The sequence below is a fragment of the Aeoliella fuhlenseeensis genome, assembly GCF_052161615.1.
In the GTDB taxonomy this organism is placed as follows: domain Bacteria; phylum Planctomycetota; class Planctomycetia; order Pirellulales; family Lacipirellulaceae; genus Aeoliella.
Genome location: NZ_CP197417.1, coordinates 1,348,472 through 1,366,639, shown reverse-complemented (window position 1 = coordinate 1,366,639; position 18,168 = coordinate 1,348,472). Strand labels below are relative to the sequence as shown.

Below are 18,168 nucleotides of genomic sequence, written 5' to 3'. Positions count from 1 at the left end.
GGCCTCTTGCTGGCATGGCTTACGGGCGTTAGTTCGGTAAATGCCTGGCCATCATCACTGTTCGCGGACCTTTTTTGTAGGGTCCGCGAACAGTTGCTTGTAGGATCAGGAGTGAACCATTTCCGCGACCTTATCGAAAACATTCCGATGGGCCCCATAAGTGTGTCAAGGCAGAGACTCGCGGAAGCGTTGAAAGGCGGTAAGCATCTATGGCAGGCTGGAACAGGCGCGGTCGCCGGGATCATCGAAAACTGCGATTCGAGGGGCTGGAAGTACGTAATCTACTTTCCATCACAATCTATAGCGACGAGATATGGGACGGAGTTTCTAACCCCCGTGCAGCAGACGGCGTAACACTAGCTAATGGTCATTACACGATTCCCACCGACATCACCATTGCACCCGGGGTGACCGTCTATTTGGATGATCCCACCCCTTCCCCTGCCGACCAGCCGAGCGGTTCGATTACTTGGAGCTTTGCGCCAAATACTGGTGGCTTGTTCTTTGGCGATGCGACAAGCACGATCGACGTCAGCCGGGGGGGCCGAAACCTTGCCGCGGCCAATTTCACGCTTAACATGAACAACAACATGTTGGGAGGCTCCAGTACGGGGGCCGGGCGAATTATCAACGGCGACTATGTAACAAACGGGACAACTGGCGACTCGCTATCAGTAGTGATCAATTCGCGTGCGGACATAGTGCTCGGAACTATCGACCTTCGTGTGAACGACGCGACAACTGCTCGGATTGAGATTAACTCCGAAGGCCTCGTCGACATCAACTACCTCGCAAATGCGGATACTAGCGCCGGTGGGAGTTCGACAAGAGACATTGATATCACTGGCGAACGTCTCCTCATTGGCGACATCGATACCAGAGCGTATCGCACGGAGGCCAATGTCGGGAACGTCCATCTACGCGCGCTTCAGCAGCCCGTCAACAGCATCGCACCAACCGCTGGCAACTCGGTCGTTTACAACACGATCACCCTCACCGGCACCATTAACACTAACGGTCCTCCCAACACGCTCAGCGGTGGTGGCGATCTGAATCTGACCGCCGCGAAAGTAGTTCTTGCCGAGACTTTCTCTGCCAATCTTTCGGAGCACGCGGAATTTGAGATTTCCTCAGGCATGGCGGGGGGCGGGTTTACCCAGGGCGACGTCTTCGTCAACCGCTCGGCCTCCGCGCCCGACCTGCTGAGTTACTCGGTTGCACACGTACCAGTTTTCCCGGGCGATGCCAACGCCGACGGAGTCGTAGGCCTTGCAGACTACACCGTATGGCGAGACACGCTCGGCTCTCAAGTCCAACTGAGCGCCGACTTCGATCGCTCGGGAAAGGTGGACGTTAACGACTACACTCTCTGGAAGTCTAACTTCGGAATGACGGTTCCCGAGGACGAACCGTACGACAGCGTGCGTTTCTTCGGAGCGCAACCCAACGATTCAACGTACGACAGCCAAGCGATTCAGCGCGCGATTGATGCGAACGAGACCGTTTACCTCCCCGCAGGTGAATACTGGCTGGACTCCAAATTGAGACTTCCTGCCGGTCGGAAGCTATACGGACCTTCGTCCGGTCCTCCGGCGGTGCTAAGGGTACGTTTTGATACGGGGTCGACCACGGATAACTACGCGATTGAGATCACCGGCGATGGAGTGGTGATCCAAGACCTAGCCATCGATAAGGATTTTATTGATGGTAGCTACGCGGTTGGTATCATCGCCAACAATCGTAGCGATATAACCATCGCGGGCGTCGAAATCCAAAACTACAGCGTTCGATATGGCATCCACTTGATAGAGTGTAGCGACTTCGTCATCGACAATTGTTACGTACACGATTTTCTGATGAACCAGTCCAACCCCAATGGCTACGAATCTGACATGATTCAAGATTCGCCAGCCGGAATACGAGTCACCCGCTCAATCAATGGTAGCATCACCAACAACCGCATTCACAACATTGATGTCGGTCCACTTGGAAGAGCATCCATCTCGGAGCTGGTCCCCAGCTATGGCCCCCAGACTCACCAGGCAGACGGCATCACGCTGAGCGATTGCTCTTATGTACTAGTAGAGTTCAACAGTATCTGGAATAGCGGCGAACTGGTCGACATTCTCGTATCCGACAACATTACGCTCCGAAATAACACCCTGCAAATGGCTTATGGCCTTGGTGTGAAGGTGATCGGATCGCAAGACAGTCTCATTACCCAGAACTACATAGCCGACGCGGCAGTTGGCATATGGGTCGGCGATCACAGCGCGATCAATCAATCGGTAGGTAACGAAATAATCGATAACGACCTCGTCAACACGGGCTCGCGGGGAATATGGAACATCGCAGCCAACAATCGACTGCCGATCGCCATTAGCGGCATATACGTTGATAACAATGCGGAGCTGACCTCTGTTTCCGACAATCGCATCTACAACTCCCTGGGCTATACCTACATCTACATCCGCGAGGGGTCCGGAAACAATACTTTCTCCAACAATGCGTTCATCACCGAACAGTTCGGCCCAGCCAGCACCGGTGATGCCGCGATCATTGGCGATTGGGCTGTTGGCTTAACCCATGAAAAGGAACTGATCGCTCTCAATCGCGCACTTGTTTTCTTCACTTACGCTGAAGATGCGGATGCCGACGTGAACGCCACCGCAGTGACCTACGGTGGTCGCTCACTCACGAAGCTAAATGACAGGCTCGCCACGGCGGATGGCGTTCGGACCTACGTCTCGGCGTGGATCTTGCTGCAAGACCAGATCAACATGGCCGCGCACGGACAATTTGCTGTCACCTGGAATACAACCCCCGACTCGGTGAACTATTCCAGTGTGTTTGCGACCAATATTTACCAACCGCAGCCGATCCGAGATCAGGACTCGGGGACCCAAGAGGGCGGGAGCACGATCAACACCTCGCCTCGGTCGACCGAAGCTGGTGATTTGGTGCTAGTCGCAGCCACGGTCGCCAACGAAGGTACGTTTACTGCCCAGCATGGCTTTATCAAGGCACAGGAAATCGCACTGTCGGGCGCGGACGGGTTCGGGGGATACAAAATTGCAACCGGCGGGGACGAATTTGGTAGCGCAACCCACACCCATTTAGGCTCCGGTGTTATGTACATGGGTATCTTGCAGAAGAATCCGTCGCCGGCAGTCCAGAAGGGTATTGATGTGACCACTTTAGGCATCATCCCCAACGATGGCGTCGATGATTCGGTCGCGTTGCAAAACGCATTGAACACAGCCCTCGAGGACAGCTTTTACTTCCCTCCCGGCACTTATCACTTTGGACAGCATGTTTTCATTCCCTCCAACAAGACGCTTCGCGGCGATGAAGTTGGCGTGTCCAAACTGGAGACATTGACCGACACGGTTATCTTTCGTGTCGATGGTGAGTCGAACATCACCGTCTCGAACTTCACCATGGAGCGCCCGCAGACTCAAAACTCCAACAATGAGATCATCCGCACCGACCTCGCCAGCGACTTGGTCTTCGAACACCTTCATATCCTAGACAGTGCATCGCGGGCACCCATCATTAGTCTGCTAGGCGGTTCCGACAATACCGTTCGCGACTCACTAATCGAGAACTATCAAGTGGTTCGTTCCGAGGAGAGCCCCGAGCAGCCTGGTCTTCACGATCAAGTATTCGGTGTAGGCGTCAACTTCGTGGGCAACTCTAATGTTACCGTGCAAAACAATCGCGTGATTCAGAGTACTCCGGTAGCCATTGATTTCGAAACCGCCGTAATCAAAGGGGTGCACCAGTCCTCGGCTATCCAGGTTATCGCCAGCGTCGGCGGAGCAGTCACAGACAATTATGTCTCCATGACGGGGCAAGGAATGGATTTGGGATCCTCTAGCTTCCTGACTGTTGCTGGGAACTTCATCGACGAGATCCATTCGGCTGGTATCAAACTGGTAAATGGCTCCAACAATAACGTGGTCGAAGGCAACTACCTCCGCAACAACGGATTGACTGGCATTTGGGTTAGTGCAGGCGTCGCCAGCTACGGTGGGTCGTTTGACAACTTGATCCAAGACAACATCTTAGTTGGCATCGGACAAGGATTTGGCCTCGATTTCTGGGATACGAACTTCGCCCTGTCGACCCCCGCAGCGATCCACCTACAGGCGGCCCAGGTTGGGTCCGACCGCGTCCGCAACAATACCATCATCAACAACCGCTCCTACGATAACGACGAACAGCGGGGCATAGTTGTCGCCGAATCTAGCAATTCGGGTTCACCCTTCGAAGCGTACATCAACGTTCCCTCCGAAGAGGACAGCAATACAGTGCATAGCAACATAGAAGACACAGGGCTTGCCCCCGATCCTCCTTCGTTCGGGATCGTTCGGACTGATCACCTCGGCGAAGGCGTCGAAGTGTGAGTACAGATGCGGAACTCAAACGATTGCTAGAGATAGAAAACGTATGGTGCAACATCATCTCTTCAGTTCCACGCCGCGCACCTTACTCTCGATATTCGTGAGCCTGACTTGCGTCTGCCAATCACCGCACACCATGGCTGCGGAGCCGGTGTCTTCCGCTACTTCGCAGTCGGGTCGTGACGTTTGGCCACGTATCGAGTCAGATTCCAAACCATGGACTTACTGGTATTGGATGGGGGGAGCCGTCGATGAGGCGGGGATAACAAGCCACCTTGAACAGTACCACAAGGCGGGACTTGGTGGCGTTCACGTTATTCCGGTATACGGGGTTCAGGGTGTCGAGGAGAGATACGTTCCATTCCTCTCCCCTCGTTGGATGGAGCTGTTATCACATTGTGTCGACGAGGCCAATCGATTGGATATGGGCGTCGACATTACCACCGGCACGGGCTGGCCGTTTGGCGGTCCGTGGGTAGAGCCGCAACACGTTGCGGCCCGCTTCACTCTGCAAGACTTTTCTCCGCCAGTTGGCGTGCCGATTGGGGAATCAATTCGCCCGCAGGCGAAGGGGTTTGCGGATTGTTCGCTGGTAGTCCTCATGGCCTACGGTCCGGAAGGAGACGCCCTAGAGCTAACCGACGAAGTGGATTCGAACGGCACCCTCAAGTGGACAGCACCGGACGCCGGATGGAAGCTAACCGCACTCTTCCAAACTCCGACCGGGTTGCCCGTTGAGCGAGCTGCGCCAGGTGGCGAGGGCCCCACTCTCGACCATTTTAGCAAGCCGGCAATCCAGCAGTATCTGCGGCACTTTGATCAGGCTTTCCAAGAGTCCGGCGACGTCCGTGTACGCAGCATGTACAACGACTCCTACGAAAACTGGGGAGCGAACTGGACGCCACACCTTTTCGATGAGTTCCAGCGTCGGCGGGGGTACGACTTACGCCGGCATCTGCACCAGCTATCGATCAGCGACACGTCGGATGTCGCAAGGCTGGTACGATCCGACTATCGGGAGACAATCGCCGATCTGATCCACGACGATTTCACCACGACTTGGGTCGATTGGGCCCATCAGCGGGGAATGAAGATACGCAACGAGGCACATGGTTCGCCCGGCAATCCGCTGGACCTATACGCGCTTGCTGATATGCCCGAGACCGAAGTGTTTGGCACGGGCTGGCTTGACGTTTTAGGCCTCGAACCTGTGGAGGGAGTGCCGAAAGGAGTTGGGGGCCCCCCCGACGTGCTGGCTTGCAAGTTGGCCTCGTCAGCCGCACACGTCGCCGGGCGACAGCGGTGCAGCAGTGAGACCTGCACCTGGCTTGGCGACCACTTTAAGATTCCCTTAGGGCACATGAAGGCGCAGGCCGATCAAATGTTCCTGATGGGCGTGAACCACATTTTCTTTCATGGCGCGGCCTACTCTCCTGCCGACGTAGAGTGGCCAGGCTGGTTGTGGTACGCATCTACGAACATTGGCCCCTACATGCCGGCTTGGCGCGACATGCCGGCGCTGTGCAATTACATAGCGCGTTGCCAAGCATGGCTACAATCAGGCCAGCCTGACAACGACCTGCTTGTATACCTGCCCATCTACGATGTCTGGGTAACCGACAAAGGCGAGCGTGATCTTCTTCAATACACGGGGGTCCATCATGCTCACCATTGGATCGATGAATTGATGCCTGGCTTTTCAGCCGCTGCCCGCCAATTGGTAAATCGAGGTTACACCTTTGACTGCATCTCCGACCGACAAATCGGAACATTGACCGTCACCGATGGCAAACTCACCAGTGCAGGCACACAGTATCGCGCAATCCTTATCCCCTCCTGTAAGGTGATGCCGGACCGTACTGCTCATCACCTCTTGAGACTGGTCGACGAAGGGGCGACTGTCATCCTCGGAGACTCTCCCGCCTCTGCGGTTCCCGGCCTAGGAGACCGCGAACGCCGCCAGGCCAGCTTGCTAGAAGCTATGCGCGAGATCCGCACGCTACACAAGGCGCCGGCGTCACGAGCCGAACCTCTTCCCTCTGGGCGTGTGATTATGGGGACGACCCTCGAATCAATGGTTGATCAGGCAGGTGGGCGGCGCGAATCGATGGTCGATATGGGGCTTCAGTTCATCCGCCGAAAAGACGCCGCCGGCAGTTTCTACTTTATCTTGAATCGCTCAGGCAATCGACTTGAGACGTGGGTACCCGTAACAGCGGTAGGTGAGCACATCGTATTATTCGACCCGGCCACTGCCAAAGTAGGGCGGGCAACCACGCGATTGCACAACGGAAAGCTGGAGTTCTTTGTACAGATGAATCTCCTTAGCTCCTTGATTGTAAGGGTAACCGATGAACCGAGTACCTATGCAGATTGGGAGTATGTGCGGGAGGTAGGATCAAGGCCGCTAGAAGGACCCTGGAAGATTGAATTCCTTGAGGGCGGGCCAACTCTGCCCGAGGATGTCACACGAAGCGAGTTGATCGATTGGACACAATGGAAAGATAACAGCGGCACGCTCCAGTCCTTCTCGGGCGTTGCTCGCTACACGACTTCGTTTGAGGTTAGAGATCCAGCGGCAGAACGCTGGATGCTCGATCTCGGTGACGTCTACCACTCAGCAACTGTGCGACTCAATGGCAAACTTGTCAGTCAGTTGATTATCGCACCATATCAAGCTGATATAACTTCTGCGGTTCGCGCCGGGTCCAACTTGCTTGAAATCGAAGTGGCGAACTTGCCGGCAAACCGGGTGGCGGAGCTGGATCGACGGCGCGTCGACTGGAAGAAGTTCCTTTTTGTGGACATCCTGTATCAACCGTTCGACGCAAGCGGTTGGAAGCCAATCCCTTCGGGGCTCGTGGGACCCGTAACTTTGCATGCACAACGCAAAGTGGCCCCCAGTGATTTGCTGCCAGCAAACGAGTAACGCCGCCCAAATCAGCGAACAGCTATCGAGAGCGGCGCGCAACGTCCATGTCGCTATCAAGCGCAAACCGGCGCGTCTTGAGGCCAACGATGTTTGACCTGTCGGTCTGCGTGCGAAAGGCGCTCCTTCGCCGATTGCCAAAGTAGAACCCACTCGTTGAAGTCACTGACCACCGCCTCAGGTCTTGACGTGCTCCGAACCAGAAAGCTGGGATACTCGTCTCGCCCTGTCGGCAATCCGTCCGGTTGATATCGCAGGTCGAAGCTCCATCGCACGGTATCGCTGTTATTTGGAAGCGATGAGTGTTTGGTGAGTCGATGTAGGCAAAGGATGCTCCCAGGCTTCATCGGAAGTGGCATAGCCTGCGATTCGAGTAGTCGCTCGGGAATCGTTAGTCCATTACCTCCAGGACAGTGATGAGCAAGGCCTCGTCGATGGCTTCCCGGAATTACGGCCAAGCAACCATTATTCTCAGTAGCATCGCAAATCGGTATCCACACGGTGAGTATAGGCGTATCGTCCGCGTCGGCTCGAATAACACCTTGATCTTGGTGCCAACCTGTCCGCCGAACCAGGAAGTCCTGCTCGAACTTACCTTGCACGGACTTCTCAGGTGGCTTAATTCGGACGTGCTGCACCGGGTTTGAAAGGATCTCGGGTCCAACGAAATCTTCCACAATGTCGAGCAGTTTTGGATTGGTAAGGAGCCGAAAAATCGGATCGCTCAGATGCATCGGCTCGTCAACATACACTTGAGAATCCGGTAACGAAATGTCCAAGTAGCGGCTTACGTTAATCGAAGACTCCGCCATGATCCTGGTGAGCCTTTCGACAAATGGCAGATGTGCATGGGTCGACCCTAGCCGTCCTTCCGCCACCCATTGCTTGGAGAGTCGGTCTAGCAGGGCCGCATAATCATCGATCACCGGTTGGAGGTCGCGCAGCGGATCCAACACGCCCTCGAAGACCACGAAACCCAGCTCGTCGAAGTGTCGCTTCGCTTCCACGACAATCATACTACACCTTACATTTCCACCGTTCACGACAAGCAGGCCGTGGGCCTCCGCGAGTCTGGCGCGCCAGACACATACTCCCCGCTCGATCTAGCATGGCAACTCCTGCCCCGCGCGTACATTCAACCCATCGGCAAAACTGTATCGAATTAAGTCATTTGCTACCGGCGAAATACCATCTGCACGAGCGACCCTACGTCCGACAGCTCACTCTTCTACTGGGAAGTCGTGCTCCCAGATGTCGTCGATCTTGACGACCCGCGGCGCGATGCTTGTAGCAGATGGCGGAAGATGGAGGGTGATCGGCACAGGAGTTTTGAGGCGATAGCTTCGCTTCCCCTCTCTGGTTTCCCACTCAATCTGCAGAACCCCACTGCCATCTGGCAGAGGAACGGTGCCCGAAGCCCGCTGCAGGGAGCAAGGGACCAGAGAGTATTCGTAGTGACGTTCGCCGAGATCGAACCTCGGCGTAACTCCTAGTACATAGCGACTCAACTGCCAAGTTGGCGAACCGGCCCACTGATGGCAGTGGCTCCATCTAGGGTCGAACACTTCAAGCCAAGTTGTTCGCCCATCGCCTAGCGACCATCCCCAGCATTTACGGTACTGGTCGAGCACGAACTCAAACTCGCCTCGGCAAATCAACTCTGGCAACACAAAGTGTGCGAAGTAGGGCGTGACAAGCTGCGTATCGCCAACCTCGGGATTGCTTAGGCGTGGGGCAGTGGCGTTGTTAGGAAAGCAGCTTAACATGTGCTGCTTCAAGTACTCGACGCAATCACGCTCTTCTTGCTCATCGAACAGCCCGAGCTTCAGACCAAACGCCGCGCGATGGTAGCCTATTCGTTGCCAGGCATCTGTTGAGCCCGAAAGCTCTTGCTCGAAGTAGCGGCGTACGATCGTCTCCATATGGCGTGCAAGACCTTCGTAATAGGACGTGTCGTCATCGTTAAGGGCGTTGCACCATCGCACCATGGCCCGCAAGCAGGCCAAGTACTGCAAATTGGTTCCCATATCCGAGACGCCAGGGCTGGGAACATACCCCCAGTCCACAAAAGCACCTATGAGTGCATCACGCGGGGCGAACACGAGGCCATCCGCAGTACAATTCGCCTTGAAAGCAGCAACGTTTCTTTTGGCGGCCGGAAGCAACTCTTCAAGGATTTTTCGATCGCCAGTTAACTCCCAATAGTGCACACAAGCAACGGTCCACTGCGCTGCGAACGTCGGGATGTAGTAGGTGGTACCAGGACACACAGCAGCTACCATTCCCTGTTCGTCGGCGCACGCTGCACTTTGGGTAAGGGCACGTCGCAATAGTGAGAGATCCGAGTACCCTACTGCCGTAAGGTCGAGCCCCACACTGACAACATCGCCCGTCCACTGTCCCCGTTCCCGCGTGGGATTGTCGGTCAGAGCGTCCTCTGAGCATGCACGAAGCGTGGCAACTCCCGTCGACCACACCTGATTAAGCAGCTCATCATCAGAATTAAAGGACCCCTCCGGCTCTCCAAAGTAGATGCGTTCGACAATTTCCTCCCGAATGAAGTTCACCCTCTCGGGCGGTGCCAGCACGTGCACCTCCATGAACCGCCCACCTTTAGGGGCAAGCGGAAAGAACTCTTGCGGTCCACCACGGGCAACGAAGTGGTCAAGGTTGCAGGAGTCGCTTGAGGAAAGGGCAATCCAAGGCGAGACCCGTCCATGATAGAGCGACTCGCTGTAAGCAAACTCCACCACCGCACCAGGGGGAAGGTCGATTTCGAAGCGCGGTCGCATCAGTCGCACGCGTCCCAGGTCGTAACGACGCCACACGCCTTGCGGCGGGAGCGGCGTGGCTACCGACTGCGGATTCAGCTCTCGTAGAAAGAACTGGGCGGCTGGATTATCCTTCTCATACCCGAACATCTCGACCAAGTTCCCAGCATCACTAGGCGTGACTACTTGCGTGATGGATTGGGTGTTACGGGTGCTCAGAGGTCTAAGCGGCCCTAGCGTGCGATCAACTCGCTCAGGCGTGACCCACGCCGAGTCGTCGAAATCTGGCGACTGCCACACGGGGATTCTTCGGGTGTCACACCATTCAACCCATCCAAGTTGCTTGTTGACTCTTGCAAGCTGTGACGAGTAACCATCCAGTAGCATGCACTTCCACGCGACGGGGATCTCGCTGGACTGCGATTCCACCACACAATACACGAGTGGTGCCACATCTTTCAGCATGCGAGTCACCTCTCCGGTGTGAGTGACCTGGAATGCAATCGTATGTTTTCCCTTCTTGAGGGTTCGCGTGTAGCTTTGATACTCCGGACACGCGGCGGTGAAACGAGCGGGACCTTCGCACAAATACTCACCGTCGAGCCAGCCAACGAACCAGGAAGCGCCAAATACCTTTAAGCAAACAGGCTGATCGGAGTGTAGCTCGAACTCTCCGCGAAAGGCGACATGATAGTCCTTATCTCCAGCGGCTACGCCAGGCAGCCACATGTATGGCGGCTCGGAAGCAACGGCGTTTCGGTCCAAACAGGCCGCGAGGGACCAGAGCACAACACTGAACCATCCACCTCTAAGAAAAACGGTAAGGAGAAGTGATGGATGCATTGATCGCTTTCGTACGGAGATGGGGATAAGGCGAGAGCGATTTGCCCAGAGAACTCTTGACGCAAAAGATCGATCCTCGAAAGGATCGCTCGTCGCGACAGCCAATTACTCCATGAGTTATAGCAGAGTAGGAGCCAGGCACTCGCCGGAACCAAATGAACTAAAAGCTAACCTTACTCACGATCTTCGCTACGGACGGCAACTCTGTCCATGCAACATTTCGTCACAAAGGTATCCACAAAGTCACCTAACCATTCTAAACAAGGGCTTGCTACACCCCTGCCCGCGCAGGACAACTCTCGAAGGGGCCGGTCGTGACCATGGAGATCAGTGTACGCAAACGGATATAAGTTTTGAGCGATTTTACATAGGCGCAATGGGACCCATTGTGCGATGGTAAAAATTGACAAGACTGCCAGACCCACCCTGCTAACTGGGGGTTGGTGCAAGTCACTATTCGTTCGTTAGCTGGTCTGTTCGTTCGTCCCAGATGCTTGCGTTCTTTGCTTTCATCACTTTTCCGGTGCCATCCCACAGAACCACGCACTGCGAACTTAAATGGTTGAATACGCACTTGCGGAGTTGGGTCCGTCGCTCACCTTTGCCACTAACGGCATGCCTGCGGTTTCCAGAGTTCACACAAGCGGAGTGTCATTTCATGTTCAAAATCATTCGCGACTTCTCGATCGGTTGGACCCGTGTTCATGTGGGCCTGAAAACTATCGCCCTGGTGGTTGCCGCCGCTCTATTCGCGTCCGAGATATTGGCCGAAAGCAATAGCAATGCCGCGCTCTCTGCACAAAGACTGCGTTGCAATTACCTCGTCGATCCGCTGGGCATCGGAGTGGAACAACCCGAACTTAGTTGGATTGTTGCTTCTGATCGTCGGGGTGCTATGCAGACCGCCTATCGCATTCTGGTCGCGAGTTCGCCCGAAAAACTCGCTGAAGATCGTGGCGACCTGTGGGATAGCGGACGCGTAGAATCCGATGAGACGATTCGAGCGCCTTACGAAGGGAGGCCGCTCCGCGACCGCGAACAAGTCTACTGGAAAGTGCAAGTCTGGGATGATCGCGGCACTCCTTCCAGTTGGAGTGAGCAGGCCACGTGGTCGGCCGGATTGCTGAGCGACACCTCGTGGAAAGCTAAATGGATCGGGGGGGCCACTGGTTCTGCCGAGAATCCGCTAGTGGACCTCGAGGGTGCCGACTGGATTTGGACAAAGCAAGAGGATCGCGACAATGGTGAACGCGTGTTCTTTACGAAATGGACTTTGCCAGAAGATGTGAACATCGCGTCGGCGTGGCTCACGGCGGTAGGCGGGGAGATCGTTAGTGTCTTTCTAAACGGCCATGAAGTGACGCAGACTATGTTTCGCGACGAGCCCTTGTCAGTCGACGTGCGCTCACAACTTAATCCTGGCAACAATCAGGTAAGCATGATGGTTCGCCAGAACAACGAGGGGCCACCCGGGGCCTGTGTCAAACTAGTCGTTCAGCCGAAAAGTGGAACTCCGTTGATATTCACCACCAATGGGGAGTGGAAGTTCGCTCGTCAAACCAAGGCAACCGATCCCAAGCTCTGGACATCGAAAGATAACGAGAATGTTTGGGTAGCAGGGCGATATGGCGACGCTCCATGGGGACATTTACGCACGACGCGGTTGGCGACGGAGCCGCCCCACTACCTGCGAGATGATTTTTCCATCAAATCGGGAGTACGCCGCGCCACTTTGTCAGTCACTGCATTGGGTTGGGCAGACGTTTACGTCAATGGCGAGCGAGTTTCGGACGATCTCTTCGGATCGGGTTGGACCGAATACAAGAAGCGTGCTTACTATCGCACCTACGATGTGACTTCGATGCTGACGCCTGGAGACAACGCGTGGGGGGCCATATTGGCCGATGGCTGGTACAGCGGACATATTGGCTGGAGAGGCCTCCGGGCCCATTGGGGAGAACACCCGCGTCTGAAGGCCCAGATAGACGTCGAGTACGAGGATGGCACGGTCGAGACAATCACTTCCAACGAAGGCTGGCGGCGGTCGCTTGGCCCCACAACTGTTGCAGACATCTTAATGGGCGAAGAGTATGACGCCCGCAAGGAACTCGGCAAGTGGAGCTCGGCCGGCTACGACGACAGTTCTTGGAAGCCTGTGTTTGCGGATTGTGAAGTAGACCCCGTTCTAGAAGCCCACCCTGCGCCACCCGTTGTAGTATTCAAAGAGTGGCAGACCGACAAAATTACGGAGCCCAAACCCGGCGTTTACGTATTTGACTTTGGTCAAAACTTCGCTGGTGTTTGTAGGCTAGCCGTCCGCGGCAAGCCTGGGCAGCGGATACAGCTTCGATTCGCCGAACGATTGAACGAAGATGGCACCATTTACACGACCAATCTGCGAACCGCTAGGGCGATTGACTACTACACATGCAAAGGCGATGGCATAGAGGTGTGGCAGCCTAGGCAGACATTCCATGGCTTCCAATACGCCGAAGTTACTGGCGTAGATGAGCGTCCGACAGCGGACATGCTGACGGCTGTGGCCTACACTTCGGATTTGGACGAGACGGGCGAGTTCCATTGCTCAGACGATCAACTAAACAAGCTCGTAAGCAACATTCTTTGGACGCAGAGAGCTAACTTTATTGAGGTGCCGACCGACTGTCCGCAGCGAGATGAACGCCTTGGCTGGACCGGTGACGCACAGTTCTACGTGACTTCTGCGTGCCTGAACGCTGACGTTCAGAGTTTCTTCCGCAAGTGGATGATCGACGTAGTCGACGCTCAGCGCGAGGATGGTCAGTATCCGTGTGTCGCACCTCTGTGTGTGACTAACGCCGATGGCGGGCCCGGCTACGCCGACGCTGGGGTTATCTGCCCTTGGACCATGTACCAAGTGTATGGCGACAAGACCCTATTGAAGAAGCTTTACCCGTCGATGCAGAAATTCATCGAGTTCTGCGAGAACCGGAGTCAACCAGGTGGTATTGCCCCAGAATCGTTCCACTGCTTTGGCGACTGGCTAAACGTAGAAGACGAGACACCCAAAGACCTAGTCTATACCGCTTACTTCGGACTCAGCACCCAGCTTATGGCGAAGATTGCGCGTGAGCTCGGATACGAACAGGATGCCGCTAGCTACGACAAACTATTCGCTGAAATCCAGCAGGGTTTCACGAACAAGTACGTCGACGAGAACGGCCGAATCGAGTGCAACAGCCAATGCGCGTACGTCCTAGCACTCAGCTTTGACTTGGTCCCCAAAGAGTTGCGACCTAAAGTCGAGCAACACCTACTGACGCGAATTCAGGAGCGCGATTGGCACATGTCGACTGGCTTCGTCGGCACTCGTGATCTAATGCCGACTCTCGCTTCGATCAATCGCAACGACGCGGCCTACGCGATTCTGCAGCAGAATAGCTATCCCGGCTGGGTGTTCTCGGTGACCCAGGGTGCTACTTCCATTTGGGAGCATTGGGATGGCTGGACTCCTCAGACAGGCTTCGAAGATGCTCACATGAACTCGTTCTCCCACTACGCGTTTGGTTCCGTATACGCCTGGATGGTTGAGAATATTGGTGGTATTCGCAGCGGAGCCCCTGCTTACCGCCAAGTTGTTATCGCCCCACAACCTGGCGGTACCGTAACCGCAGCGCGAACGAGTTACGACAGCATCCGAGGCCCGATCAGTACCGATTGGACGATCTCCGATGGCCAGATGCACTTAGTAGCGCAGACTCCCGCCAATACGACGACGCTGTTTCGCCTGCCAACCGACGACGCGAGCGCAATAAAGGTCGACGATAAGCCGTTGGCAAGTTTGAAAGTCCAATCACGGGCGACGGATGGGTGGGTAGAGTTTGAGCTGCCCTCGGGTCGGTACATGTTCGATTTCCCTGCACGGATCGCGACGATCCCAGCAAAGTAATCCCCTTCCCAAGGGGCGGTGCAATAAGCCATATGATGCACCGCCCCGAGGAAGAGGAGACTCGTAGTCCGATACTCGGAGAACGCAAATCCTTCGGACAAGTTACTCGACCACAATCCCTTGGATGCCCTTTACCCGCTCGCCCTTTACTGTGCAGGAGATGGCAACAATACTTCGTGTGGCCGGATCAATACCGTCTTCGCAGAAGAACCCAAAATCCATAACGAGCGGAGACTCAATATTTTCCGCCGAGCAGTCCACGAAACTTACCCTCGCCGGAGTACTCTGCTCGGGATTGGTAGACATTCCAAAGCCTTTGATCGTGGCAAGGCGCTCGTGGCCTTCTTTCGTCCAATATCCATTTGCTCCCGTCTCTCTCGCGTGACAGTTCACAAACTCAATATCTTCAACCTCAGATTCCATAACAAAGGCCGTATTGCCTGCTCGATACGAAGTGCAATTAACCAGCTTGCCGTGACGCTTTGGGTGCGCTAGTTTGAACCCAAACGTCAAAGTGTCACTAGCGGTGCAATCTTCGAACACGAAGTTCTCGCTAAGCTGACCAGTAAGGTCGATGCCTTCCCACACCTCCGAGAACTGACAGTTTCGAATCAGCACGTTCGACACGCCAGTCAGCGTGGCTCCATCGGCCTGCAATGGATACATTTGGTCACCAATCCGCGTTTGAAGTCTCGCAATGGTCGAATCGAGCACCTGCACGTTATTGGTCGCCGAGATGTACAGACCAGCGATTTGCTCCCGGACGCGCGCCCGTACAAACTTCTTGAGGCCTCTGTCGAAACGATAAAGCGGAAAATTATTCCATCCAAAATCTTCTTTGATGCTCTTCGCCGATGCGACTTCGAATACATTATCGCCGATGTAAGGAGCCCAGTTCATATCGTGGATGTTCAGCCGCTCTATCTTCACATCGGAGCAATCGCGGATAGACACGCCGCAACCCTTCCCGTCGCCAGTGACCTCAATGTCACTTAAAGTGATGGGGCTAGCGTTGGCAAGGTAGATTCCCGCCGCATTGTCGTCACCAAGAGACGCGTGCTCCCCGCGCCGAACGACGATTGCTTCCAGCTTGACCGAAACAGGTTTGTCGTTCTCACCAACAATCTCGAGGGTATTTAGATTGATCGTGCGAAGAACCGCGTCCGATTGGTCGCTGCTGAGCTCGGTATCTTCTGAGTAGCTCGCGAGGCCGTTGGCATGCAACACCGGTAGCGACCCAACATTCCACCGAAAGGCCTCAGGTGGTTCAACAATCATCTCTCCCCTTCCGCCAGCGGAAGGTATGTACTGGCTAACATCGATAGGCTTCATGACTTGCACGAAGGTTGCATTCCGCAAGTGCACATCGGTGCGAATCACGATGTTTCCATGCACAGCGTAGGTAGCCCCCTCACCATCGAGGATCGCGCCCTTTGCTTGTCGAATTGCGGACTCAATTGCGGCGCGGTCGTCCGTGTGTCCGTCTCCCTTGGCTCCCAACGAACGGAGTGTGGCCTCTTGAGCGCCTAGCATCGTAGGATCTGAGATAAGCAATAGTAGAACGGCAGCGACAATAGACAACCTTCTCAAGCTCATAGTGATACGCCTTCTGTTGGAGCGATCTCAAGGTACTTTAGATCGCAACGAGGGAAATGACAGCTACCGCACCCGGTGTAACGGTCGCGTGTCGGAATACGCTCTCAACTCTCTTCCTCAGCGCTTCGACAAATAGCCCCTTCCGCGGCCGCTGAGAGTCCTTGGAATGGAGGGCAGCGCCGTAAGCTACACTCCGTATCATTAAGTTCGCCTGCACTGATGTGGTCGGGGACAACTCGTGTTAACTGGAGTACGCAACCAGACCAACGAAGTAGAAGAAGACGCTCCGTGATCTATCCATCCTTCTTCTGGCCTGCACCACGCACTCCGGTTGTCGAGTCGGCTCGCATGTGAAGGATACGGGCTCTTTGACATTTTGGCCTTCCTCCGAAACGACGACACCAGGCGGTCTCGTTAGGGACTCCATTACACTTCGGATAGCGGCTCATCTGCATCGCCGAACCTATCGCGGTGCACTCCCATCTTGTCCATCATCGACAGGTACAGCCGACACATCTGGCGGTTTGGGCTTTGACTGTAGTCGAGTGTTCGTCCTGTTTGAATCTTCCCGCCGCCTTGGCCAAGTAGTACGACCGGAAGCTGCGTGGCATCATGCTGCCCGGTTAGCATGGACGAGCAAAACATTAGCATGCTGTTATCTAACGCCGTGTGCTCGCCTTCCTGAGTCGCATCGAGTCGCTTCGCGATGTAAGCGAGCTGCTCCACAAAGAACTGGTTTACCTTCAACCAATCCGGCGTGTCGCTGTGTGACAGCAAATGATGGGTTATGTAATCGACGCCTAGATGAGGAAAACGCAGAGCAGAATGGTCGTTATTCAGCTTCAATGTTGCGATGCGTGTTGTATCCGTCTGGAAGGCGAGTACGAGAATGTCGCACATCAACCGCATGTGCTCGCTTATATCTTGCGGAATACCCTCGCTCGGGCGAGGCATATTGGATTCTCGAAGCGTAGGCTTCCACCCCTGCAACTCGCCACGTGTGCCAGCATCGTCGATCCGACGCTCGACGTGTCGGACTGAATCAAGATACTCGTCCAGTTTTCGTTGATCATTGACACTGATGTTACGCCGCAGGTCGTGAGCGCTTGCGAGTACGGTATCCAACACGCTCTTGTCGGCCTGGGAGGCGGAGTCCTTGAACAAGCGGTCGAACGCCAACGCTGGATAGAGTTCAAGTGGAGTTGGCGCCGTTGGAGATGCCCAAGAAATGTGAGAACTGTAGAGCATTGAATAGTTCTTGTGGACGGCTGGATTCGATTTCTCGCAACCTAGTACAAGGCTTGGAATCTTTGTTGTATTTCCAAGGCTCTGCGCTACCACTTGATCGAAGCTCGCCCCAGACCGAATGTCTCCACCAGACGCTATCGGAGCACCCGAAAGTAAGTTGCCGGTTTGCGAGCTGTGAATGTTTCCTTTCAGGGCCTCCTCGTTGTAAAGGCCGCTGATGAACAGCATTCTATCCGTCAAGTCGCGGAGTGGTTCGAGCACTTTGCCCAGCTCCATGTTCGCTCCATCGCCGCTGGCCCACCACTCTCCTGCGTGAAAGCCATTGCCACAGAATAGAACGGCGAGCCGCGTTGGCGCTTGATTAGCATTCCGCGGTTCTACGGTATCGTAACCCCATACCCTTGCCGACTCCAACCACGGTAGCGCCATGGTCACGCCCAAGCCGCG

General features: G+C 55.1%; 7 protein-coding genes. 3 read left to right on the top strand and 4 right to left on the bottom strand.

Annotated features, from left to right (window positions below):
- Positions 1-209 precede the first annotated feature (209 nt).
- Together SH292x_RS05350 and SH292x_RS05345 are read left to right on the top strand one after the other, a co-directional pair.
- Positions 210-4,409, top strand: coding sequence for a right-handed parallel beta-helix repeat-containing protein (locus SH292x_RS05350; protein ID WP_442484553.1), 4,200 nt, complete (start codon positions 210-212; stop codon positions 4,407-4,409).
- 43 nt (positions 4,410-4,452) lie between these two features.
- The gene (locus tag SH292x_RS05345) at positions 4,453-7,335 is read left to right on the top strand and encodes a glycosyl hydrolase (RefSeq protein WP_442484552.1); all 2,883 of its coding nucleotides are present in this window, start codon (positions 4,453-4,455) and stop codon (positions 7,333-7,335) included.
- 56 nt (positions 7,336-7,391) lie between these two features.
- Here the strand turns inward: SH292x_RS05345 and SH292x_RS05340 are convergent, their stop codons facing one another.
- Positions 7,392-8,351 (bottom strand): phytanoyl-CoA dioxygenase family protein, encoded by a 960-nt coding sequence (locus tag SH292x_RS05340; RefSeq protein WP_442484551.1) that lies wholly within the window; start codon positions 8,349-8,351, stop codon positions 7,392-7,394.
- Between the two features lie 204 nt (positions 8,352-8,555).
- Entirely contained in the window at positions 8,556-10,835 is a 2,280-nt protein-coding gene (locus SH292x_RS05335; protein ID WP_442484550.1) for an alpha-L-rhamnosidase-related protein, read from the bottom strand.
- Positions 10,836-11,607: 772 nt separating this feature from the next.
- Between SH292x_RS05335 and SH292x_RS05330 the strand changes: the two genes are divergently transcribed.
- Positions 11,608-14,877 (top strand): family 78 glycoside hydrolase catalytic domain, encoded by a 3,270-nt coding sequence (locus SH292x_RS05330; protein WP_442484549.1) that lies wholly within the window; start codon positions 11,608-11,610, stop codon positions 14,875-14,877.
- Between the two features lie 102 nt (positions 14,878-14,979).
- On the opposite strand, the gene SH292x_RS05325 is transcribed toward SH292x_RS05330, so the two are convergent.
- Entirely contained in the window at positions 14,980-16,410 is a 1,431-nt protein-coding gene (locus SH292x_RS05325) for a right-handed parallel beta-helix repeat-containing protein (RefSeq protein ID WP_442484548.1), read from the bottom strand.
- A gap of 489 nt (positions 16,411-16,899) precedes the next feature.
- Entirely contained in the window at positions 16,900-18,150 is a 1,251-nt protein-coding gene (locus SH292x_RS05320) for a DUF1552 domain-containing protein (protein ID WP_442485849.1), read from the bottom strand.
- Positions 18,151-18,168 lie beyond the last annotated feature (18 nt).